Origin of the sequence: Parazoarcus communis SWub3 = DSM 12120, from assembly GCF_003226565.1 — a bacterium.
Classification (GTDB): Bacteria; Pseudomonadota; Gammaproteobacteria; order Burkholderiales; family Rhodocyclaceae; genus Parazoarcus; species Parazoarcus communis.
In genome coordinates, this window is the sequence record NZ_QKOE01000007.1 from 80296 (window position 1) to 103428 (window position 23133).

Genomic DNA, 23133 nt, shown 5'->3' on the forward strand with positions numbered 1-23133 from the left:
TGCAAGGGAGAGATAGATGTCCACCAAGGAATTCGACGTACTCGTCATCGGCGGCGGCCCCGGCGGTTATGTCGCAGCCATTCGTGCAGCTCAACTCGGTTTCAAGACCGCGTGCTGCGAATCCAACCCCTACGCCGACCCCAAGGGTGAGCCTCGCCTGGGCGGCACCTGCCTCAACGTCGGCTGCATCCCGTCCAAGGCGCTGCTGCACACCTCGCATCTGTTCGAGGAAGCGGGGCACGCTTTCGAGAGCCAGGGCATCAGCGTTGGTACGCCGAAGATCGACGTTGCCAAGATGATCGGTCGCAAGAGCACCATCGTCGACCAACTCACCGGCGGCATCAAGGGGCTGTTCAAGAAGAACAAGGTCACCCTGCTGAACGGTCATGGTGCTTTTGCAGGCAAGACCGATGCCGGCTGGCACATCAATGTTGGCGAAGAACTGGTCATCGCCAAACAGGTCATCGTCGCAACCGGTTCCGCGCCCCGTCACCTGCCGGGCATTCCGGTCGACAACAAGATTGTCTGCGACAACGTCGGTGCGCTCGACATCGATGCGGTGCCGAAGAAGCTTGCCGTGATTGGCGCCGGTGTCATCGGCCTCGAGATGGGTTCGGTGTGGCGTCGTCTGGGAGCCGAAGTGATCGTGCTCGAAGCCATGCCTGACTTCCTTGCTGCGGCCGATCAGGACGTGGCCAAGGAAGCGCAGAAGCTGTTCACCAAGCAGGGTCTGAAGTTCAACCTCGGCGTTCAGATTGGTGAAGTCAAGGTGGGCAAGAAGGGCGTCGCCATCAACTACAAGGACAAGGACGGTGCGGATCAGAAACTCGAAGCCGACCGCCTGATCGTGTCGGTCGGCCGTGTGCCGAACACCGCGGGTCTGAACGCCGACGCTGTTGGCCTGAAGATCACCGAGCGCGGCATGATCGAGGTTGATGACCACTGCCGCACCAATCTGCCGGGCGTATGGGCCGTGGGTGACGTCGTCCGTGGCCCGATGCTGGCGCACAAGGCGATGGAAGAAGGTGTGATGGTTGCCGAGTTGATGGCGGGCCAGGCCGGCCACTGCAACTTCGACACCATTCCCTGGGTGATCTACACCAGCCCGGAAATTGCCTGGGTGGGCAAGACCGAACAGCAACTCAAGGCTGCAGGCGTGGCCTACAAGGTTGGCAAGATTCCCTTCCTGGCCAACGGCCGTGCACTCGGCATGGGTGACCCGACCGGCTTCGTCAAGATGCTGGCCGATGCCAACACCGATCGTATCCTCGGCGTGCACATCATCGGACCGAACGCGTCCGAACTGATTGGTGAAGCCGTGGTGGCGATGGAGTTCGCGGGTTGTTCGGAAGATCTGGCCCGTATCTGCCATGCCCACCCGACCCTGTCGGAAGTGGTGCACGAAGCTGCGCTGGCCTGCGACAAGCGGCCGCTGCACTTCTAAGCACGACGTAATGTGATTGGGGGGCGGGGTGTGAGGCGAGCTTGCCTTGCGTTCCGCCCCTCGATCGTTTCACCACCGTTGTTTCCGCAACAGATGAATGCACGACGCATTACTCCTGTGGCAGACCCCGGATCGAGTCTCGCCTCCATCCCGGGATGATTGATCGCCAATAACAAGCAGAATCCAGTCCGATGCCCCATCGCTCCCTGAACGTGCCCGAGCACGGAATGCTCGACGCCTACGAGTCGCAACTGAAGACCCGCGGCTACAAGTCCGATCCTGCCCAGCGTGCCGCAGTGCAGCGGCTGCAGCAGCTTTACACTGAACTGGTGACCTTCAAGGCGGCTCGCCGGACCGCCTTGCGCAAGGTGTTCGCCCGTCCGCGGATGCCGCGCAGCGTTTATTTCTGGGGCGGGGTCGGGCGTGGCAAGAGCTTCCTGATGGACTGCTTCTTCGACTCAGTACCGTATCAGCGCAAACGTCGGGTGCATTTTCATGCTTTCATGCAGGAAGTGCAGAACGATCTGAAGGACCACAATCACGAGCCTGATCCGCTGCAAAAGGTGGCGGACCGTATTGCGCGACAAACCCGCTTGCTGTGTTTCGACGAGTTCCACGTGTCGGACATTGCGGATGCGATGATCCTGGGGCGTTTGCTTGATGCGTTGTTTGCGCGTGGGGTGATCTTCGTGATGACTTCCAACTATCCGCCCGACGGGCTGTATCCCAACGGGCTGATGCGGGTGAACTTCCTGCCGACCATCGAGATGATGAAGCGCCGCTTCGACGTGTTCGAGGTCGATCACGGTACCGATTATCGTCTGCGCACACTGGAGAAGATCGAGATTTTCCTGGTGCCGGCCGACGAGACTGCGCGTCAGAAGATGCGTGACGATTTTCGTCGCCTGGCGGCGGCGGAACCGCAGTCAGGCGAGATCGACCTGCTTGGGCGGACGCTGCCCTATGTTGGCCGCGCCGCGGGGGTGATCTGGTTCGACTTTGATACCCTGTGCCGAAGTGCACGATCTCAGAACGACTATCTCGAGATCGCGAGAGAACACCATACTGTGTTGCTCTCCAACGTGCCGCGCATGCGTGCCGGTGAGGCATCCGAGGCGCGTCGCCTGACCTGGTTGATCGATGTGCTGTACGATCACAGGGTCAAGCTCATCGTCAGTGCCCAGACTGATGCCCCCGACCTGTACACCGAGGGGCATAACGCGCACGAGTTCGTGCGTACCGTCAGCCGCCTGATGGAGATGCGCACACGCGACTATCTGGCCGAGGCCCACCGGGTGGACTGAACTCGTCTATCTGGACTCCAGCTGGAAGCGGCCCACGGTCTGCCGCAGGGATTGAGCCAGCGACTCCAAGGCATTGGCCTGACTCAGCAGGGCGGAGATCGAGGCGTGATTGTGCTCGCTCATGCCGGCGATCTGCTCTACCTTGCGGGCAATTTCGTTGCTCGCGGTGCGTTGCTCGCGCAAAGCTGAATTGATGGCGGCAATGGCCTCGCGCACCTGCTGGGCGCTTCCGTCCAGGGTGGAAATGACCGTAGCCGCGCGCGTGGCCTGATCGACACCTTGTTGCGCAAGTTGCTGGCCTTCGCTCATGCTGTTGACCGCCTCGCCGGCATTGAGCTGCACGCGCTCAATCATTGCGGTGATCTCGCTGGTCGATTGGGCTGTACGCTCGGCCAGTTTGCGGACCTCGTCTGCCACCACCGCGAAACCCCGCCCCTGTTCGCCCGCTCTTGCCGCCTCGATGGCGGCATTCAGCGCCAGCAGATTGGTCTGACCGGCGATGTCCTGGATGACCTTCACGATTGAGGAAATGCCTTCAGCGCTAGTCTTGAGCTCGTTCATGACTGCAGCTGAGTCGATCATCCGTGTGGCAATCAGGTTGATGGCTCGGCTGGTATCATCAATCACGGTGATCGCTTGCTGCACTTCCCGCGAGCTGTCGCCAGACAGTCGATCTGCCTCGTCAGCATGCTCCGATACCTGGCCGATGCTGACAGTGAGTTGCTCGACCGAGGCTGCAATTGCGCTCGATGCGTCGCTCTGCTGCATGGACGCGTGGCTGATCTCCTCCTCCTTGCTGCGGATTTCGGATACGGATGCATTGACGTTGTCTGCGTGATGCTGGATATCACGGATGGTGCGGTCCAGCCCGGTCTGCATGGCCTGCATGGCCTGAAGCAGGCTGCCTTTGGGGGCATCGTGACTCAACTGACCGCGGAGGTCGCCCGATGCGATGCGCTGGGCAATGTTGCTGGCCTCCGCGGGTTCGCAGCCGAGCTGGGCGGAAAGGCGTCGGGTCATGAAGAGGGCGATCATCACACACAGGGCGAAGGCGACGGCCGATAGTGCGCCGGCGATCTGAGTAGCCCGGGCCAGATCACTGATCAACAGCTCGCGCGTTTCGCCTGTTGCGCTCGAAAGAAAGCGGATCTGCCCGAGAAGCAGGTCACGTACCTTGCGCCAGGCCGGGGTTTCCTGCTGGACGAGGGTGGCGAGGGCCGTTTGCGCCGATTCGGTGCGAAGGTCATTGATGACCTTGTCACGCAGTGGTTTCCACTCTGTTTGCAAGGTGTGCAATTGGGTCGCCGTGGCCGCTCCGCCGTCAAGAAGTTGAGGGTTGGCAATGATTTTGCGCGTTAGCTCATCAAATTGTGATTCAGCTCGTTCGTAGTTCTGGTAGGCAGTGGGGTTGGACGGATCGAGCAGTATGTTGCGTAGCGCCTGCCCCATCTGCAGACCTTGTGCGTACGCGTTTGTCATGTCGCGCTCAAGGCTGAGCTCGGTGTCGATGAACGCAAGTATGCGTTGTTGCGCACTTTGCATCTGGACGATGGTCAGAACGATCGCACCGATGAAAAGACCGCAGGTCAGTGCGGTAAGCATGAAGAGCTGTTTCTTGATTGTCATGATTGAGGGGCGAATTTCGCGTTCGTCCAAGATACGTGGTCAGTTGTGACACGTTGGTTTGCCGGGTTATATCGATATATCGTCGTAAACTTAAATAACCTTAGCATCGTTTCTGTGTACGCGTTCAAGTCATGCCGATGGAGATGCCGTGCCCGGTAACGCGGCGTAGAATGTCGCACCTCACGTCTCGCCAGCCATGATGTCGATTTACGACGCTTCCACCCTGTTCGCACCCGATGGCCCGTTGGCCAGTGCCATTCCCGGTTTCTGTGCGCGACCGCAGCAGATCGAGATGGCGCAGAAGATTGCAGAAGCCATCCGTGCCAACCGGGTGCTGGTTGCGGAGGCGGGGACGGGTACCGGCAAGACCTTTGCCTATCTGGTACCGGCGCTGATGTCGGGTGGCAAGGTCATCGTATCGACCGGGACCAAGACCTTGCAGGATCAACTCTTCAATCGTGACCTGCCCACCGTACGCGCGGCGCTCAAGGTGCCGGTGTCGATTGCCTTGCTGAAGGGGCGGGCCAACTACGTCTGCCATTACCACCTCGAGCGCAACGAGCGCGATGGTCGTTTCCAGACGCCGCAAGATGCAGCGGATCTGCGTGCGATTTCGCGTTTTGCCCGGATTACGCATACCGGTGACAAAGCGGAATGTACGGATGTACGCGAGGACTCCGCAGCCTGGATTGCAGCAACCTCCACCCGCGACAACTGCCTTGGTCAGGAATGCCCTCAGGTCAAGGAGTGCTTTGTCATGCAGGCTCGTCGCACTGCGATGGAGGCTGATGTGGTTGTGGTGAATCATCATCTGTTCTTTGCGGATGTCATGTTGCGTGACGAGGGCATGGGTGAGTTGCTGCCGGCCTGCAATACGGTGATCTTCGACGAGGCGCATCAGTTGCCGGAAACCGCCAGCCTGTTCTTTGGCGAGACCGTCTCCACTTCGCAGGTGCTGGAGCTCGCCCGAGATACCCGCTCTGAGGGGCTGGCTGGTGCGCGTGACTGCATTGCACTGATCGACGAGACCCGTGTGGTGGAAAAGGCCGCGCGCGACCTACGCCTGGTCTTTGGAATGGAAACCAGCCGGCTGGCGGTCGCACAGGCGAAAGAAAAGGAAGGTTTCGATGCAGCAGTGGCCGCCATGGCCGATGCACTTGAGGACCTGGAAACCGTGCTCGATACCCAGGCAGAGCGTTCGGAGGGTCTTGCCAACTGTCTGCGACGGGTGCAGGAGATGCGCGAACGCCTGGGACGCTGGACCAGCCCGGACGAGAAGGACCTGATCCGCTGGGTCGAGGTGTTCTCTCAGTCGCTTGCCCTCAATGCCACGCCGCTGCATGTATCCGACGTATTCCGCCGTCAGCTCGAGAACCAGCCGCGCGCCTGGGTGTTCGCATCGGCGACGCTGGCGGTGGGAAACGACTTTGGACATTACTGCCGGGAGTTGGGGCTGGCGTGGATGGATCCGCCTCCCGAGACCGCCGTGTGGGGAAGTCCCTTTGATTACGCCCAGCAGGCTTTGCTGTACGCGCCTCAGGGCATGCCCGAGCCCAATTCGCCGAACTTTACCGAAACGGTCGCACGCACGGCCTTGCCCCTGATCCGGGCAGCACGCGGGCGAACCTTTGTGTTGTGTACCTCGTTGCGGGCGATGCGCCGGGTACACGAGCTGATCGTCGAAGGCCTGGCCCAGGCCGGCGAGACCTTACCGGTGCTGCTCCAGGGGGAAGGGTCGCGTACCGAGCTGCTCGACCGTTTCCGCAAGCTTGGCAATGCCGTGCTGGTGGCCAGCCAGAGCTTCTGGGAAGGGGTGGATGTTCCGGGCGACGCCTTGTCGCTGGTGGTGATCGACAAACTGCCGTTTGCGCCGCCCGACGACCCGGTGCTGGCCGCCCGTGTCGAGCACATGCAGAAGCAAGGGCTGAGTCCCTTCATCCATCACCAGTTGCCACGCGCGGTGATCAACATGAAGCAAGGCGCTGGCCGTTTGATCCGCACCGAGCGCGATCGCGGCGTGCTGTGCATCTGCGATCCACGGATGATCGAGAAATCGTACGGAAAGGTTGTGTGGCGCAGCTTGCCGCCAATGCGGCGTACTCGGGTCGAGTCCGAGGCGGTGGCATTTCTCGAAACCCTGCCGCCGCCCAGATCGGCGGATTGATGAACCGGTCTGGTGCCGACGGGGGCGTGGCGCGATTCGCTCGTAAACCGCTGGACTTGGCCGCGATCAAGTCCGTCTGTGGCGAGCTTGTTGTATTCTCTCGATCCCGAACACCCTGGCGCCTGTCCGGCGTGATGTGATGAAAGTTTTTGGAATTGCCGGCTGGTCCGGCTCGGGCAAGACGACACTGGTCGAGAAGCTGATTCCCGAGATCACCGCGCGTGGCTTGCGGGTGTCGGTGATCAAGCATGCGCACCACGGCTTCGACCTTGATCGCCCGGGAAAGGATTCCTACCGTCACCGTGAGGCGGGTGCCACCCAGGTGTTGATGCTGTCCAATGAGCGTTGGGTGTTGATGCACGAGTTGCGCGGTCGGCCCGAGCCGGATCTGGACGAGCAGTTGCGTCTGTTGGCACCTTGCGATCTGGTGTTGATCGAGGGCTACAAGGCCGCCGCCGTTCCGAAAATCGAGATTCACCGCCCGGCACACGGCAAGCCGCCATTGTGGCCGGAGAATCCACATGTGGTTGCGGTGGCAAGCGATGCAGAACTGGATTGCCCCTTGCCTTGTCTGCCTTTGAATGATCCGGCCGCTGTTGCCACCTTCATCCTCGACTATTCTGCAGAAGACTGATGAACGCAAACATGCTCACCTTCGACGAAGCCTATACCCAGCTGCTCGGTCACGTCCGACCGGTTCGTGAGATCGAGGAGATCGACACCATGATGGCCGCAGGCCGGGTGCTGGCCGTCAGCCAGCACTCGCCGATCGCGCAGCCGCCGATGGATAACTCCGCGATGGACGGCTACGCCTTACGCGTTGCCGATGTGCCGGAATCAGGCACGCGCCTGCCGGTCAGTCAGCGCATTCCTGCCGGTAGTGTGGGTACCGCCTTGCAGCCCGGGACGGCCGCGCGCATCTTCACGGGGGCACCGCTGCCGGAGGGAGCCGATGCGGTGGTGATGCAGGAGTTGTGTGAGCACGACGGCGATGCAGTGGTCGTCAATCACGTGCCGAGGCTGGGTGAGGCGGTACGGCGTACGGGTGAGGATGTCGCCCTCGGCGCCGAGGTGCTGGGTGCCGGCGTGCGCCTGCGCCCGCAGGAGCTGGCATTGGCTGCGTCAGTCGGGCTGGCCCGGCTGCCAGTGTTGCGGCGCATGCGGGTGGCGGTATTCTCGACCGGTAGTGAGCTGGTGATGCCGGGCGAGCCTTTGCCGCCGGGTGGCATCTATAACTCCAACCGGTTCATGCTGCGTGCGCTGCTGACCCAGTTGGGCTGTGAGGTGACGGATCTGGGCATCGTGCCGGACAATCTCGAGGCTACCCGCAAGGTGCTGCGCGAGGCCGCGCAGGGTAACGATCTGATCGTTACCAGCGGCGGGGTCTCGGTTGGCGAGGAGGACCATGTAAAGCCGGCGGTCGAGGCCGAAGGCAGCCTCGACATGTGGAAGATTGCGATGAAGCCGGGCAAGCCCTTGGCGTATGGGCGCGTCCATGGTGCTGCTTTCATCGGCCTGCCGGGTAATCCGGTCTCGAGCTTCGTGACTTTCCTGTTGATGGTGCGGCCCTTCATCCTGGCGACCCAGGGGGCGATCGAGGTTGCACCGCAAGCCGTGTTGCTGACTGCAGGTTTCGACTGGACGAAGCCTGACCGCCGCCGTGAGTTCCTGCGCGCACGGATGACGGCTGCGGGCACGGTCGAGCTGTTCTCCAATCAGGGGGCCGCGGCGCTCAACTCCACCACTTGGGCCAATGGGCTGGTCGACATTCCTGCGGGGCAGGCGGTGGCTGCTGGCGACAAGGTGCGTTTCCTGCCATATGGCGATTTGCTCTGGTGATGATGATGACCTTACGAGTTCTGTATTTTGCCAGTCTGCGCGAGGCGGTCGGTCGGGCCAACGAAGAGCTGACACTCCCCGAGGGCGTGGGTACGGTTGGCCAGTTGCGCGATTTTCTGGCTGCGCGTGGTGAGGGCTGGGACGCGCTGGCACAGGGGCGTAATGTACGTGCCGCGCGCAATCAGCGTATGGCGCGTGCGGAAGAGGGGATTGAGGCAGGTGACGAGATCGCGTTCTTTCCACCGGTGACCGGAGGCTGAGTCATGAGCGTGAGCGTGCAGGAAGCGGATTTCGATGTCGGTGCCGAGATTGCGGCATTGTCGGCGGGGCGTCTGGATGTCGGCGCGGTGGCGAGCTTCGTTGGCCTGGTGAGGGATGCCAACGATGGCAGCAGCGTCTCAGCCATGACGCTGGAACACTATCCCGGCATGACCGAGCGTGCGCTTGAAGAAATTGTCGCCGAGGCGGGCCGGCGCTGGCAGCTGCTGGCGGTGCGGGTGATCCACCGCCACGGTGCGCTGCTTCCGGGTGAGCGCATTGTGTTCGTGGGGGTTGCCGGTGCGCACCGCGGCGAATCTTTTGCGGCCTGTGAGTTCATCATGGACTACCTGAAGACGCGAGCACCGTTCTGGAAACGCGAGCAGACGCCAGAGGGCGCACGCTGGGTGGACGCGCGGGAAAGTGATGACAAAGCTGTCGGTCGCTGGGGTCCGATGGGCGAGCCGGCTGCGTCCGAGTAGGCGCCTTCCAGGGGAAGTTACTGACGGTGGATGTGTTCCGCCGTGATGGAAATGAAAACGGCGCCATGGGCGCCGTTCTGTCATCAGCCGTTTCGAGTGCCAGCGCCTTACTTGCGCTTGCCGCCCTGGGTGAAGGCCTGGAAGGCTTCGGCCGATGCGCGGGTCATTTGCTCGAAAGCGGCGCGAGTGGTGTCCATTGCCGTTTGCATGGCGCCCATCGCGTTCTGGTCGGTGATTGGCATGCCCTTGAACAGCTTTTGCATGGCTTCGAACACATCGGCGCTACCGGTCGTCAACTGCTCGCCCACCAGCTTGCCGACTTCGGCCTGCGTGCGGGTGGTGATCTCGGCGATCTCACGTGCGCAGGACAACATCCTTTCAGTGGTGGTCTGCGCATACTGGGTGCGCAGTTCGACGGCCTGCTTCGGGTCCTTGATCGAGGACAATGCCTTGGCGTTCTGCACGCCTTCTTCGAACAGGGACTTGGCGGTTGCGACCTGGATCTCCATCACACGCTGGGAGTTCTCGATCGACAACTGGGCAAGACGCATGGCTGCTTCGAGATTCTTCTTTTGAAGCTCGTTGAATTGATCCTGTTTGTTCGTTGCCATAGAAACCCTCCGTGCATATTGTTGATGGATTCAGAGGCTCCACCGGCAGCGTCTCGCGTGCTGTCGTTCCCTCAGAGGGTGCAAATGGCACCCCTGTCCTCGCCTCTGCAGTAACCATAGCACAGCCCATGCATATACTGGTGCATTGCGGGCAATCGAGTTTCATCCTGTCGGTGCGTTGATGTTGCTGCACGACAGCCAAGGGGGGAGCCTGTCACCCAGAGAGGGCCCGAGGGCGGGGATGGAGGGGGTTCAGTCCATGTCCTGACCGAGTGCGTCAAGCTGTGCCAGTGCCGAGTCCGGGTCCGGATACAGGTTTGGGGTCAGCTCGCGGTGGGCAAAGGCGTCACCCAGCCGCGCGCGCAGGAAGGTGTTGGTGGTGTAACGGGTGACTGCCGAGTAGTGGCGCTGAACGAGTCCGCGCACCATCTCCGCGTAAGGCTCAAGCAATTCCGGTGTGATCGAGAAGTTGTCGTAATTGACGATGGCCGCTACCCGGTGCCCGACCGGCTGCAGGCAGGCTTCCACGTGCTCGCGGATCTGTTCGATCTCGTCGGCAGCGCGAATGCTCAGGCCTTCGAAATTGACAAAGAACAGGTCTTGCTGCGCGTCGTAACTGAGGCGCTGATCCAGCGGAATCGACAACAGGTTTTCACGCAGGCCCATTGCTTCATCGCGGAAGATGCGTGCATCCATCTGCTTGAGTCGGGGCGCAAGCCGTGGGCGAAAGCCCATGTGTGGGTAGATGTCGCGTTCGGGATCAATGCCGGGAGCAATCTCGGTCAGGACCAGGCCGTCGTCGTCGAGCTCGAACACACAACGTTCGGTGATGTAGAGCACGGGCTGGCCACGTCGGCGCGCATAGGCTCCACTGAAAGTGCGGTGTTCGACTTCGGGCACGAACTTCTGCGTCGTGCCTTCGCGCCGGATCGACAGTTGCCCCTGTTTCATTGCAATTTGCAGCTCGCCCGCGGTGAAGGTGCCGACAAACACCACCTTGCGGGCATTCTGGCTGATGTTGATGAAGCCGCCCGCGCCGGCCAGGCGTGGGCCAAAGCGGCTGACGTTCAGATTGCCTTCCCGGTCTGCCTGGGCCAGGCCAAGAAACGCGATGTCCAGACCGCCCCCGTCGTAGAAATCGAACTGATAGGGCTGGTCGATGATCGCATCGGTATTGATCGCTGCGCCAAAGTTCAGGCCCGAAGCGGGAATGCCGCCAATGACACCGGGCTCGGTGGTCAGCGTCAGCAGGTCGATGATCTTCTCTTCGGCGGCAACCGAGGCGACGCCTTCGGGCATGCCGATGCCCAGATTCACGACGCTGTTGGGTGCCAGTTCGAGCGCCGCCCGTCGGGCAATGATCTTGCGTTCATTCATTGCCATGACCGGCAGCGATGAGGCCGGCACCCGCAGCTCGCCCGAGTAGGCGGGGTTGTAGGCATCGGCGAAGGTCTGCATCTGATGCTCGGGTTTCTCGGCGACCACCACGCAGTCGACCAGAATGCCGGGAATCTTCACCATGCGTGGGTTCAGGCTGCCGCGCTCGGCAATGCGCTCGACCTGCACGATCACGATGCCGCCCGAGTTGCGCGCGGCCATTGCAATCGCCAATGCCTCCAGGGTCAGCGCTTCCTTCTCCATGGTGATATTGCCGTCCGGGTCGGCGGTGGTGCCGCGGATGATGCCGACGTCGATCGGGAAGGCCTTGTAGAACAGGTACTCCTCTCCGCCAACCGGCATCAGCTGTACCAATTCCTCGCGAGTACGGGCGTTGATGCGGCCGCCGCCGTGACGCGGGTCCACGAAGGTGCCAAGACCCACCCGGGTCAGCGTGCCGGGTTTGCCCGCTGCAATATCGCGGAATAGGTGGGTGATGACGCCCTGGGGCAGGTTGTAGGCCTCGATCAGGTTGTCGACTGCCAGCTTCTGCAGGCTGGGTACCAGGCCCCAGTGCCCGCCGATGACCCGCTTTACCAGGCCGGGGTGGCCAAGATGGTTGAGCCCACGGTGCTTGCCATCGCCTTGTCCTGCTGCATAGACCAGGGTGAGATCATGGGGTCGGCCAAATGGACCGGGATCCTCGGCGAGGAACAAGGCTTCAAGCGCACAGGCCACGCCTTCGGCAAAGCCGATGCCAACGAAGCCACCGGTCGCGAGGGTGTCGCCCGGGCGAATCAGACGTACCGCATCGGCGGCGCTGACCACCTTGCCACGGCGAGGCAAGGCGTCGTTGCTCAGGATGGGATGTGTGGGCAGCCTGCGGCGTTGAGCGTGGGTGGACGCATGGCGGATCATGGCGGTCTCCGTTCTTGTTGTTGGCGGGTGTCTTGCGGGTCAGTCGCGATCGGGGTCGTCGTTGATCAGGATGACGCGGCAGCCCAGGGGGCCGGCGAGCGAGGCAATGTGACTGCAGTGAGACAGTGCTGGCCGTGACGCGGGGGCGCCGGTAATGATCGCATCCACGCCATGATCGATAATGGCACGGTAGAGCAGGGGCGAAAGCCCGCTAACATCGCTTAGCCAACATAGCGTGGGGGACAGCGACAGGCGCTGACTGAGACCGTCGAGCAAGATGGATGAGGAGGCGGCTTCCGCGTCTTCTGCTGCGTCGGGTTCAAGTTGCAGCAGGCTGACTTGACTGGCCAGTCTTCCCGCGAGGGCGATGATGCGACGATGGTAGTGGTCGGTCGTCGTACAGAAGTCGGTTGCCAGCAGCATGTGGTGGTAGCGACGCGATGGGGCGGCTGGGTGCTGCAACGCATGGCGCGCAAGCAGGGGGGCTGACGTAGCGGGACGATCGGCGACGTCGAGTGCAGCAAACTGCATGATCACGGGTCTCCTCCATGAAGGGTACGGCGCTTCTACGGGCCGTTAGCAGCGGATAAGCAGATCGTGTGCCAGTCGGATAAGTTATTGATATTTATATATAGATTGTTTCTATTGGGTGCCGAGAGGTGGTAAGGTGTCTCGATTTTGAGACTTGATTGCCTGCGTAGCCCCGAGTTTATTCAGGTCTAGTTGGGGGTGTTTTTTAATTGATTGATTTTTTTTGATAAAAATATAATTGATTAACTGTCTCAGTATTGAGATTGTGTCTCGGAATTGAGATGGATGTTGTGTGTCTGCAGCTTGCGGTAGAGCGTCGCACGACCGATGCCCAGTACCTTGGCCGCAAGTGTGGCGTTGCCGCCGCTGCGCTCAAGAGCCGTACGGATCAGTTGTGCTTCGTGCCGGTTCATCGCTTCTTCCAGCGACGAGACTTCGTTTTTCGAGGGGGAGGCCGGGGCTCGGGCGGTATGCCGGAGTCCGCGAAAATCGCTGGCTTGCAGGCGAGGCCGGTCGCTCGACATGACCGCTTGTTCCAGGACGTTGCGCAGTTCGCGGATATTGCCGCGCCAGCTCTGTTGCGCCAGCAGTGGCAACACGTCGCTGGCCAGATCACGTTGGGGCTGGTCGTTGCGGCGGGCGATGTCCTCGAGGATGTGTTCGCACAGCAATTCGAGGTCCTGAAGCCTGTCACGCAAGGGGGGCAGGGTCAGCGGCAGCACGCCAAGGCGGTAATAGAGATCCGCGCGAAAACGACCTTCATCGACCGCGCGCACCAGGTCGATGCTGGTTGCGGCGATCACACGTACGTCGATGGGCACGACCTTGTCCGAGCCCACCGGCTCGAGTTCCTGCTCCTGCAGCACGCGCAGCAGTTTCGATTGCACCGCCAGTGGCATGTCGCCGATCTCGTCGAGGAACAGGGTGCCGCCTTCGGCAAGCTGGAACTTGCCGAGACGACCTTTGCGATCGGCACCGGTATAAGCTCCGGCCACTGCGCCAAAGAACTCGGTTTCCAGCAGGCTCTCGGGAACGGCAGCGACATTGATGCCGATGAAGGGTCTGGCTGCGCGGTGCGAGCTGGCGTGAATGGCATGGGCAATCAGCTCTTTGCCCGTACCGGTTTCGCCAAGAAGCAGTACCGGGGCGTCTGTTGCGGCGGCGCGACGTGCGGCGCGCTTCAGTTCCATTGCTGCGGGGCTGGTGCCGACGAAGTTGGAGAAGGTGTATTTGGCCTGGCGTGCCTCGGCAAGCCGTTGCCGGGCGTGTTGCAGTTCCTGCTGCAGCTTGCCGAGCCGGGCATAGAACGGTTGCAGCGGGCGCGATTGATCGTACAGCGCGAAGCCGACCGCACCGATGACCTTGCCGTCATCGTCCTTGAGCGGTAGTCGGGTGACGATGAAGGTTTCGCTGCCGGCGTCGAGGATGTCTAGCAGGATGGGTTGGCCGCTCTCCACCACGGCGCGCATCTGAGAGTTGGGAATGATGGCCTCCACCTCGCGTCCGATGGCCTGGTCGGGTGAGTCGAGCCCGAAGCGTCGGGCATAGCGATCATTGATCCAGACAATGCGGGCATCGCCGTCGACCACGATGGTGCCTTCGCACAGGGTGTCGAGGTTTTCGAACAGCGACTGCATCGCGCGTCGGCGAATGTCGGTGTAATCGAAGCCAGGGCGAACGGTGAGGGTCATCGCGGGGCTCGTGGAGTAACTTCCCGAATATTAACAGTGTGGATGTGCTCATCCGTCGTTGTCGGCGGACCTTGCCCAGGCGCGGCAGGCTGTTGCTTCCGGGGGCAGACGTTCGCGGCCTTCGGCTCCCCGTAGCAGACAGCGCTGTGGCGGCGTCGGCACAAACTCGGTCGCTGCGCGCCCTCAAACATGTGCCGCCTTGATTCCGCCACAACGCTGTCTGCTACGGCGCTCTCGACAGCCCCCGGAAGCGACACCCCACCGCACCTCGCCGAGCGCTCGTGCGAGTGCGGAGGAGAGGCAACGACGCATTTGCATTTCGGCGTGGGCCAGATGAGTGGGTGGAGACGATTCTGCTTTTTTTGCTGGAGCTCTTGAAGCGGCGGCGATGCCCCCCACATAGCCATCAACCCGATACTTACAGGACGTCAGCCATGCGCTTCGACAAACTTACCACCAAGTTCCAGCAGGCGCTTGCCGATGCGCAAAGCCTTGCCCTGGGTAATGATCAACAGTTCATCGAGCCGCAGCACCTGCTGATGGCGATGCTTGGGCAGGATGATGGTGGCACCCTCTCCCTGCTGCAACGGGCGGGTGTCAATGTGCCACCGCTGAAGTCGGCGCTGGCCAAGTCCCTTGAGCGTCTGCCCAAGGTCGAGGGCCACGGCGGTGAGGTGCAGGTCGGCCGCGACCTGACCAATCTGTTGAATCTGACCGACAAGGAAGCACAGAAGCGTGGCGACCAGTTCATTGCCAGCGAGATGTTCCTGCTCGTCCTCGCCGATGACAAGGGCGAGACGGGTCGCCTGGCCAAAGAGCATGGTCTGAATCGCAAGGCCATGGAGGCCGCGATCGAAGCCGTACGAGGCGGTGCCAGTGTTGGCAGCCAGGATGCCGAAGCCCAGCGTGAGTCGCTCAAGAAATACTGCCTGGATCTGACGGAGCGTGCCCGCAGCGGCAAGCTCGATCCGGTGATCGGACGCGACGACGAGATCCGCCGCGCGATCCAGATCCTGCAGCGCCGTACCAAGAATAATCCGGTGCTCATTGGCGAACCCGGCGTGGGCAAGACCGCCATCGTCGAAGGTCTGGCACAGCGCATCATCAACGACGAAGTGCCCGAAACCCTGAAGGGCAAGAAGGTGTTGTCGCTCGACATGGCAGCGCTGCTGGCGGGCGCCAAGTACCGTGGCGAGTTCGAGGAGCGTCTCAAGGCCGTGCTCAAGGAGATTGCTCAGGAAGAGGGTAAGGTCATCCTCTTCATTGACGAGATCCACACCATGGTCGGTGCTGGCAAGGCCGAAGGTGCAATGGACGCGGGCAACATGCTCAAGCCGGCGCTGGCACGTGGCGAGCTGCACTGCATCGGCGCCACCACACTGGACGAATACCGCAAGTATATCGAGAAGGATGCGGCGCTCGAGCGCCGCTTCCAGAAGGTGCTGGTGGATGAGCCCACGGTGGAGGCCACGATCGCGATCCTTCGCGGCCTGCAGGAAAAATACGAGATCCACCATGGCGTCGATATTACCGACCCGGCGATTGTCGCTGCGGCGGAATTGTCCAATCGCTACATCACCGACCGCTTCCTGCCGGACAAGGCCATCGATCTGATCGATGAGGCCGCAGCGCGGATCAAGATGGAGATCGACTCCAAACCTGAGGTGATGGACAAGCTCGATCGTCGCATGATCCAGCTCAAGATCGAGCGTGAAGCGGTCAAGAAGGAAAAGGACGAAGCCTCGCTGAAGCGCCTGCAACTGATCGAGGACGAACTCACCAAGCTGCAGCGCGAGTACAACGACCTCGAGGAAGTGTGGAAGGCGGAGAAAGCCAAGGTGGCTGGCTCGGCACACATCAAGGAAGAGATTGATGCGCTGCGTGCGCAGATGGCTGATTTCCAGCGCAAGGGTCAGCTCGACAAGGTTGCCGAACTGCAATACGGCAAGCTGCCTCAGCTCGAGGGGCAGCTCAAGATGGCCGAGCAGGCGGGCGAAAATGCCACGCCCAACAAGTTGCTGCGTACTCAGGTGGGGGCCGAGGAGATTGCCGAGGTCGTGTCGCGTGCCACTGGCATCCCGGTCAGCAAGATGATGCAGGGCGAGCGCGACAAGCTGCTGCAGATGGAAGACAAGCTGCACCAACGCGTGGTCGGGCAGGATGAGGCAGTGCGTCTGGTGTCGGATGCGATCCGGCGTTCGCGTGCGGGTTTGTCGGATGAGAATCGCCCGTACGGCTCCTTCCTGTTCCTGGGTCCCACCGGTGTGGGCAAGACCGAGCTGTGCAAGACGCTGGCGAGCTTCTTGTTTGACTCGGAGGAGCACCTGATCCGCATCGACATGAGCGAGTTCATGGAGAAGCATTCGGTGGCCAGGCTGATTGGCGCACCCCCGGGCTACGTCGGTTACGAGGAGGGTGGCTACCTGACCGAGCAGGTGCGGCGCAAGCCTTACAGCGTGATCCTGTTCGACGAGGTGGAGAAAGCGCATCCGGACGTGTTCAATGTGCTGCTACAGGTGCTGGATGATGGGCGCATGACCGATGGTCAGGGGCGTACGGTGGACTTCAAGAACACCGTGATCGTGATGACTTCCAACCTGGGAAGCCAGATGATCCAGCAGATGACGGGTGATGACTACGGGGTGATCAAGCTGGCGGTCATGGCTGAGGTGAAAACCTATTTCCGGCCGGAATTCATCAACCGCATTGATGAAGTGGTGGTGTTCCACGCGCTGGACCAGAAGCACATTGCCGGCATTGCGCGCATTCAACTGCAGTACCTCGAAAAACGTCTCGCCCGACTGGAGATGGCGCTCCAGGTCAGTGATGCAGCGCTGGATGAGATCGCGCAGGCGGGTTTTGATCCGGTGTTTGGCGCCCGGCCGCTCAAGCGTGCCATTCAGGAGCGGATCGAGAACCCGCTGGCCAAAGCCATTCTGGAAGGTCGTTTTGCGGCGAAGGATCTGATCCGGGTCGACGTTGCGCAGGGCAAGCTGACGTTTTCCAAGGCGGGCTGAGTCTCAGGGGGCCAGATTGGCCAAAGTGTAAAAGAGGTGCCCGGATCCGTTCGGGCGCCTCTTTTGCTTGTGGGGGGCTGGTGACGACGCTGGTTCGCCTGTCAGCCCAATGCCTCAGGCGCAATGGTTTCAAACTCGCCAACCCATACTTCAAGCGCCTCTGCTGCCAGTGGGCGCGAGTAAAGAAAGCCTTGCAGAGCGTTGCAGCCCCGGGTGACAAGGTAGTCACGTTGAGCTGGGGTTTCCACTCCCTCAGCGACCACATCAAGCCCGAGTGCCTGTGCCAGAGACAGCGTTGCCGAGGTGACCGCGGCGTCCTCTGCATCGCTTGGCAAGTCCTTGACGAAGGATCGGTCGATCTTCAACCGTGAGATCGGCAGTCGTTTCAGGTAAGACAGGCTGGAGTAGCCGGTGCCAAAGTCGTCCAGCGCCAGCGTCAGGCCCAGGGCGCATAGTGCGTCCAGGCGACCGATCAAGTGGTCGTCAGGCTGCATCAGGGCGCTTTCGGTAATTTCAAGTTCGATGCAGCGGGCATCAGCTCCCGTATCCTCCAGGGCGCGGGCGACGGTGTCGACGAAGTCGTTGCGCCGGAACTGCAGCGCCGAGATATTGACTGCAAGCTGAATATTGCCTACGGCGCTGTCGCGCCAGCGCACTTGCTGGCGGCACGCCTCGCGCAGCACCCATTCACCCAGAGGAACGATCAGGCCACTGTCTTCGGCAACCGGGATGAACTGTGCGGGTGGCACCAGGCCGAGATCGGGGTGCTCCCATCGCACCAAGGCCTCGCAGCCACTGATTCTGCCGCTGGCTGCGTCGATCTGAGGCTGATAGTGCAATATCAGTTCGTTGCGCTCGATGCCGCGACGCAAGGCGTTTTCGAGCATCAGTCGCTCAAACGCACGGGTGTTCATCTCAGGCACGAAGAACTGGTAATTGTTGCGACCTGCCGCCTTGGCGCCGTACATGGCAGTGTCAGCATGCTTGAGCAGGGTATCAACGTCATTGCCATCGTTGGGATAGAGCGCAATACCGATGCTGACCGAAGGCGACAAATCGTGCCCTTCGATATGCACCGTGTCGGCCATGGCGGCCAGTAGCTTGCGCGCAACCAGCGCTGCGTCGTCGGGTCGGTGCAGGCGAGGCAGTAGTGCGACGAATTCGTCGCCGCCCAGGCGTGCAAGGACGTCCTCCTCGCGCAGGCATCCGGAAAGCCGTCGCGCGACTGCCGCCAGTAGTCTGTCGCCAACCGGGTGGCCAAGCGAATCATTGACCGTCTTGAAGTGGTCAAGGTCGAGAAACAGCACCCCCAGCGTGTCGCCATGGCGGTGGGCCAGCATCAGGGCGGCCTGAGCGTGCTTCATCCACGCCCCGCGGTTGGGCAGGCCCGTCAGGCCGTCGAAATGAGCAAGGTACTGGATGTGTGCCTCAGCTTCGCGGGCTGCGGTGACGTCCTGCACGGTGCCGCGAATCCTGTGCAGTTGTCCATGCCGCCACTCGCTCTCGATCTGGAACTGCAGTGTGTAGGGTGAGGCGTCCGCAAGTCCGCAGTCGAAGGTAACGTGTCCAGGCTGTTGGGCGAGCGCTTCTATGGCCTGTGCGAGCTTCTCCCGGTCTGTTTCGTGGAGGCAGGTGCTCAGGTCTTCCAAGGTCGTCAGGGGCTGATTGTGGTACAGCACCTGATGGAGTTCCTCGGAGCAGGTCAGTGGCGCGCCAGGAAAGAGCATCTCCCAGCTGCCCATCCGGGCGATACGCTGAGCATCGGCCAGTGCAGCCTGCTTTTCGGTCAGTTGCTCGGTTGCGGCAGCCAGCTCGGCGGTGCGCTGATCCACCAGGGAGGCAATGCGGCGGGTGTTGCCGGTGGTGATCAACAGGAAGGCGCCCAGCATGCCGACCGCCAGCATGCCGATCGCCACCGTTCCCCACGCGGTCCAGCTGCGTATTCCGTCAAGGTAGGCTTGTCCTGCACGCAGGCGGACGTCCCACAGGCGACCGCCAAACTCGATGGTGCGCACCCCATGGGTCTGCCGCGCCAGCCATTCGTACTGGTCGCAGTTGCGTGGTCCGGAGAGCCGGCGGTTGCCCTCCTGACCGGCGCGATCGACCAGGCAGAACTCGATACCCGTGCGCTGGGCCAGTTCGCGTGCTCCGGCGGTGGAGTCATCCATCCGGAACACGCCGGAAACGACCCCGGACAGTCGAGGGGTCTGATCGCCTTCAGCGGGCCGGTCGAAGGCAGCCAGGTACACGACGACGCCACGCTGTTCGCTGTTTTCCTGAACCAGCCTGATTCCTTCTGTGGCTACCGGCAGACCGCTGACCTGCGTACTGTGGATGGCCTGGGCCGTAGCCGGAAGGGACAAGGGGTTCAGACCAAGTACTGTGCGGTTGTTGTTGATCGGCTCGACGTAGGTGATGGGAAGATAGTCGTCGGCGGGTGGCGCGGGGAAGGTTCGGCCCTCGGCATCGCGGCCGAGGATACGGAAATCCAACCCGTCGGCCCGACTGATTGCGCGTTCGAAGTCGGCTCGCTCCGCATGGGTGATGTACGGGCTCCAGCCAAAGTTCTGCGTGCCAGGATAGCGCTTCAGCCAGGGGGTGACGAAGGTACTGAATTCCGTGCGGTTGACCTCATCGCTGACAGTCATCAGCCGTTCGATCGACTGCATCATGTCGATCTGGACTTCCAGCCGCTTGTTGATCACGCTGGTAATGTGTTCGATATCGCGGTTGAACTGGGTCTGGATGCGGAGATCTTCCCAGTTGCGGACGTGATGCACCACAAAGGCCAGCAGGCCGATGGCGAGCCCCAGCGGGATGATCACGCCCATGCGGCGGCCGCGCCAGGCCTCTGCGGGTTGGCCGAACAGCACGAACATCAAGGGGGCGGCAATCATCACGCCCAGTGCGTCGCCCAGCCACCAGTTCCACCAGTTGAAGGTGACTTCGGATGACGGAATGGTACCGAAGTGGTGGAGCAGGGGGACCGAGATGCTCGGGCTGATCAGACAGCTGAGTGGTGCGATCACGCCAAGAAACCGCAGGATGGCCTTTGGCGCATCGAGAGGGTTGGGAAAGCCGATCAGACGTCGTGCGAGCGCGGCGCCGACGATTGCCTGCAGGGTCGCGCCGAGGGGCACCAGCGATGCCCCCACGGAACTGCTCAGGGTAACGCCGGTATGGACCTGGGCTGCGATCTGGACGAGCAAGGACCCAAGCAGCACGCCCGGCCACAGACGCAGCCCGAAAATCAACAAGGCCGACAGCGCAATGCCGGCGGACGGAAAGATTGGCGCAGCGTAGCCGGGGGGTACGGCAAGCTTGAGGGCCGCCCAGCCAAAGGCACCGTAGGCAAGGGCCAGGGCGACAATCCGGAGTAAGTTGGAAGACATGGCCCGCAGTATATCGAAGGGAAGACAGGCCCGGTTTGCCGGAGAAGCGTTGCCAGCTTTGTTATGATCACCCCATGAAACCCAGTCGAAGCCGTTTTCTGAATGTCCGGGGGCTGTCCTGTCATCTCCGCGAGTGGGGAGACGAGGGCGCACCCAAACTCTTTCTGTTACATGGTTGGATGGACGTATCGGCGTCTTTCCAGTTCGTAGTCGATGCGCTGCCGGGCAACTGGCATGTGATTGCGCCGGACTGGCGTGGTTTCGGCTTGTCTGGACGGTGCGGCGATGCCTACTGGTTTCCGGACTACCTTGGCGATCTGGATGCCATCCTCGAATACTGCCAGCCCGATGAGCCGGTGCGCCTGGCTGGACATAGCATGGGCGGCAACGTGGCCTTGATGTACGCCGGCATCCGGCCCCAGCGAGTGGCCCGTGTTGCGGCGCTGGATGCCTTCGGCCTGGTTGACCGTCCGGCCAGCGATGCACCAGGGCGTTACGAAAAGTGGCTTGGCGAGTTGCGAGCGCCGGTTGCCTTCCGTCCTTACCGTGACCTGGATGGGTTGGCTGCGCGCCTGTGTCGCGAAAATCCGCGGCTCGACCCTGAGCGCGCCAGGTGGCTCGCGCAGCATCTTGGCGAGGATGATGGTTGTGGCGGGGTCACGGTGGCGGGAGATCCTGCTCACCGTCGGATCAACCCGGTGCTTTATCGTCGTGCGGAGGCCGAAGCTTGCTGGCGGAGGGTGCTTTCGCCGGTGCTGTGGGTGGAGCCGGAAGATCAATCACTGCGCCAGCGTATTGGCGTGGACGACGCGCAGTACGAGCAGGCAATGGCCTGCTTCAGGGATCTGCACCTCGAGCGCATTGCCGATGCAGGACACAATCTGCACCACGATCAGCCAGAACGGCTTGCGATCTGCCTGTCGTCGTTCATGATGGCGCCCGACCGTGAGGAAATGTCATGAACGTCGATCTGCATTGTCATTCCACTGTATCGGATGGCTGGCTGGCGCCGGATGAGGTGGTCAGGCGCGCGGCGGCAAATGGTGTCGAATTGCTTGCATTGACTGATCACGACGAGGTCGGCGGCGTTGCGTTGGCTGCTGAAGCTGCGCGTGAGGTGGGAATCGGCTTCGTGCCCGGGGTTGAAATCTCGGTGTCGTTTGCTGGTGAGACCATCCACGTCGTAGGTCTGGCGATCGATCCGGACAACCCGGTGTTGCTGGCGGGCCTGAAGCAGGTGAGAGGCGGGCGGGATGCCCGTGCGCAGGCGATGTCAGCCGAACTGGAGAAGGTGGGCATACGCGACGCCCTTGCCGGTGCGAGGCGCTTTGCTCGTAATCCGGCCCTGGTCAGCCGGGCTCACTTTGCCCGGCATTTGGTCGCAAGCGGGGTGATGCCTGACGTCAAGACTGTTTTCGATCATTACCTGGTCCGGGGGCGGCCCGGCTTTGTCGAGCATGAGTGGGCAGCGCTTGAGGATGCGGTGGGGTGGATCACTGCGGCGGGTGGGGTGGCTGTTGTGGCTCACCCGGCCCGCTACCGTCTGTCTGGCGCTGATCTCGAGCGGCTGTTCGATCGCTTCGTTGCGGCGGGAGGCGAGGCGGTCGAGGTGGTGTCCGGGGCGCACTCCGAAGACGAAATGCGGCGTTTTGCTACTTTGGCCAGGCGACGCGGACTATTGGCCTCGCGCGCGTCCGATTTTCATGGCGTGGATGAAAGCCCTGTGGATCTCGGATGCTGCAATCCGCTACCTCCCGATCTTGTACCCGTGTGGTCACGGTTCAGTTGATTCCTTTCGCAATCCATACAAAACAATAACTCATGGCTCAGTTCTTCTCACTTCATCCCGAGCAGCCTCAGGCGCGCCTGATCAGGCAGGCGGCTGAGATCATTCGCGGTGGCGGGCTGGTGGTGTTCCCGACCGATTCGGCGTATGCGTTGGGCGGGCACACCGGTGATGCGGCCCTGCTTGAGCGTATTCGCAGGATACGTGGCGTCGACGACCGGCATCACTTCACCTTGCTCTGTCGCGATCTGTCTGAAATCTCCACATACGCACGCGTGGATAATTCGCAGTATCGATTGCTCAAGGCCACGACGCCGGGGCCTTACACCTTCATTCTGGAGGCCACGCGCGAATTGCCTCGGCGCTTGTTGCATCCGAAGCGCAAGACCATTGGTTTGCGTGTGCCTGAGCATACCGTGGTGTCCGCGCTGCTGGCTGAACTGAATGAGCCGATGCTGTCATCGACCTTGCTGTTGCCCGGTGAGGATTTGCCGCTGACTGACGTCGAGGAGATTCGCGAGCGCCTGGAGAAACAGGTCGATCTCATTATCGAGGCGGGTTTCTGCGGTCCTGAAGCAACTTCCGTGATCGATCTCACCGGCGGTGCCCCCACGCTGGTGCGCGCCGGGCGAGGTGATCTGACGCCCTTCGGTCTGGATGCTGGGTAGTGCCCCGGGGCTCTGCTAGAATGGC

General features: G+C 61.7%; 17 protein-coding genes. 11 read left to right on the forward strand and 6 right to left on the reverse strand.

Features of this window, described 5'->3' with window-relative positions; all coding sequences use genetic code 11:
* The first annotated feature begins 16 nt into the window (after nucleotides 1–16).
* Together lpdA and zapE are read left to right on the forward strand one after the other, a co-directional pair.
* Nucleotides 17–1444 carry a dihydrolipoyl dehydrogenase gene (gene lpdA, locus DNK49_RS11785; RefSeq protein WP_110524755.1) on the forward strand — a complete coding sequence of 476 codons (1428 nt, stop codon included), beginning with the start codon at nucleotides 17–19 and terminating at the stop codon, nucleotides 1442–1444.
* Between the two features lie 191 nt (nucleotides 1445–1635).
* A complete protein-coding gene (zapE, locus tag DNK49_RS11790) occupies nucleotides 1636–2748 on the forward strand; it encodes a cell division protein ZapE (RefSeq protein WP_110524756.1) in 1113 nt (370 codons plus the stop codon).
* A gap of 6 nt (nucleotides 2749–2754) precedes the next feature.
* Here zapE and DNK49_RS11795 read toward each other — a convergent pair whose 3' ends face one another.
* Nucleotides 2755–4374, reverse strand: a complete 1620-nt coding sequence (locus DNK49_RS11795) for a methyl-accepting chemotaxis protein (RefSeq protein ID WP_211170861.1) — start codon at nucleotides 4372–4374, stop codon at nucleotides 2755–2757.
* Nucleotides 4375–4570: 196 nt separating this feature from the next.
* Here DNK49_RS11795 and yoaA point away from each other — a divergent pair, with 196 nt between their 5' ends.
* From yoaA to moaE, 5 genes are all read left to right on the forward strand, one after another.
* Entirely contained in the window at nucleotides 4571–6538 is a 1968-nt protein-coding gene (gene yoaA / locus DNK49_RS11800) for a DNA repair helicase YoaA (protein WP_248279950.1), read from the forward strand.
* Between the two features lie 139 nt (nucleotides 6539–6677).
* Nucleotides 6678–7172, forward strand: coding sequence for a molybdopterin-guanine dinucleotide biosynthesis protein B (gene mobB / locus DNK49_RS11805; protein WP_110524757.1), 495 nt, complete (start codon nucleotides 6678–6680; stop codon nucleotides 7170–7172).
* A complete protein-coding gene (locus DNK49_RS11810; protein ID WP_110524759.1) occupies nucleotides 7172–8377 on the forward strand; it encodes a molybdopterin molybdotransferase MoeA in 1206 nt (401 codons plus the stop codon). Before mobB ends, DNK49_RS11810 begins: the two co-directional genes overlap by 1 nt.
* 5 nt (nucleotides 8378–8382) lie before the next feature.
* Nucleotides 8383–8637 (forward strand): molybdopterin converting factor subunit 1, encoded by a 255-nt coding sequence (gene moaD, locus DNK49_RS11815; RefSeq protein WP_207806959.1) that lies wholly within the window; start codon nucleotides 8383–8385, stop codon nucleotides 8635–8637.
* 3 nt (nucleotides 8638–8640) lie between these two features.
* Nucleotides 8641–9117, forward strand: a complete 477-nt coding sequence (moaE, locus tag DNK49_RS11820; protein ID WP_110524763.1) for a molybdopterin synthase catalytic subunit MoaE — start codon at nucleotides 8641–8643, stop codon at nucleotides 9115–9117.
* 107 nt (nucleotides 9118–9224) lie between these two features.
* Here the strand turns inward: moaE and DNK49_RS11825 are convergent, their stop codons facing one another.
* The 4 genes from DNK49_RS11825 to DNK49_RS11840 form a co-directional block, all read right to left on the reverse strand.
* Complete coding sequence (locus DNK49_RS11825) at nucleotides 9225–9728, reverse strand: phasin family protein (RefSeq protein ID WP_110524765.1); 504 nt, start codon at nucleotides 9726–9728, stop codon at nucleotides 9225–9227.
* 252 nt (nucleotides 9729–9980) lie between these two features.
* Nucleotides 9981–12023 carry an acyl CoA:acetate/3-ketoacid CoA transferase gene (locus DNK49_RS11830; RefSeq protein ID WP_110524767.1) on the reverse strand — a complete coding sequence of 681 codons (2043 nt, stop codon included), beginning with the start codon at nucleotides 12021–12023 and terminating at the stop codon, nucleotides 9981–9983.
* Between the two features lie 39 nt (nucleotides 12024–12062).
* Entirely contained in the window at nucleotides 12063–12554 is a 492-nt protein-coding gene (locus DNK49_RS11835; RefSeq protein ID WP_110524769.1) for a hypothetical protein, read from the reverse strand.
* Nucleotides 12555–12805: 251 nt separating this feature from the next.
* Nucleotides 12806–14245 (reverse strand): sigma-54 interaction domain-containing protein, encoded by a 1440-nt coding sequence (locus tag DNK49_RS11840; protein WP_110524771.1) that lies wholly within the window; start codon nucleotides 14243–14245, stop codon nucleotides 12806–12808.
* A 434-nt stretch (nucleotides 14246–14679) separates the two neighbouring features.
* On the opposite strand from DNK49_RS11840, the gene clpB reads away from it, so the two are divergent.
* Nucleotides 14680–17262 carry an ATP-dependent chaperone ClpB gene (gene clpB / locus DNK49_RS11845; protein WP_110524773.1) on the forward strand — a complete coding sequence of 861 codons (2583 nt, stop codon included), beginning with the start codon at nucleotides 14680–14682 and terminating at the stop codon, nucleotides 17260–17262.
* A gap of 101 nt (nucleotides 17263–17363) precedes the next feature.
* Here the strand turns inward: clpB and DNK49_RS11850 are convergent, their stop codons facing one another.
* Entirely contained in the window at nucleotides 17364–20654 is a 3291-nt protein-coding gene (locus tag DNK49_RS11850; protein WP_110524775.1) for an EAL domain-containing protein, read from the reverse strand.
* Between the two features lie 74 nt (nucleotides 20655–20728).
* Between DNK49_RS11850 and DNK49_RS11855 the strand changes: the two genes are divergently transcribed.
* The 3 genes from DNK49_RS11855 to DNK49_RS11865 are packed head-to-tail and all read left to right on the forward strand — an operon-like array spanning nucleotide 20729 to nucleotide 23108.
* The gene (locus DNK49_RS11855; RefSeq protein WP_110524777.1) at nucleotides 20729–21616 is read left to right on the forward strand and encodes an alpha/beta fold hydrolase; all 888 of its coding nucleotides are present in this window, start codon (nucleotides 20729–20731) and stop codon (nucleotides 21614–21616) included.
* Nucleotides 21613–22443: a 3',5'-nucleoside bisphosphate phosphatase gene (locus DNK49_RS11860; RefSeq protein WP_110524779.1), complete on the forward strand. Its 831-nt coding sequence runs from the start codon at nucleotides 21613–21615 to the stop codon at nucleotides 22441–22443. Before DNK49_RS11855 ends, DNK49_RS11860 begins: the two co-directional genes overlap by 4 nt.
* Before the next feature lie 32 nt (nucleotides 22444–22475).
* Entirely contained in the window at nucleotides 22476–23108 is a 633-nt protein-coding gene (locus DNK49_RS11865) for an L-threonylcarbamoyladenylate synthase (RefSeq protein ID WP_110524781.1), read from the forward strand.
* Nucleotides 23109–23133: the final 25 nt, after the last annotated feature.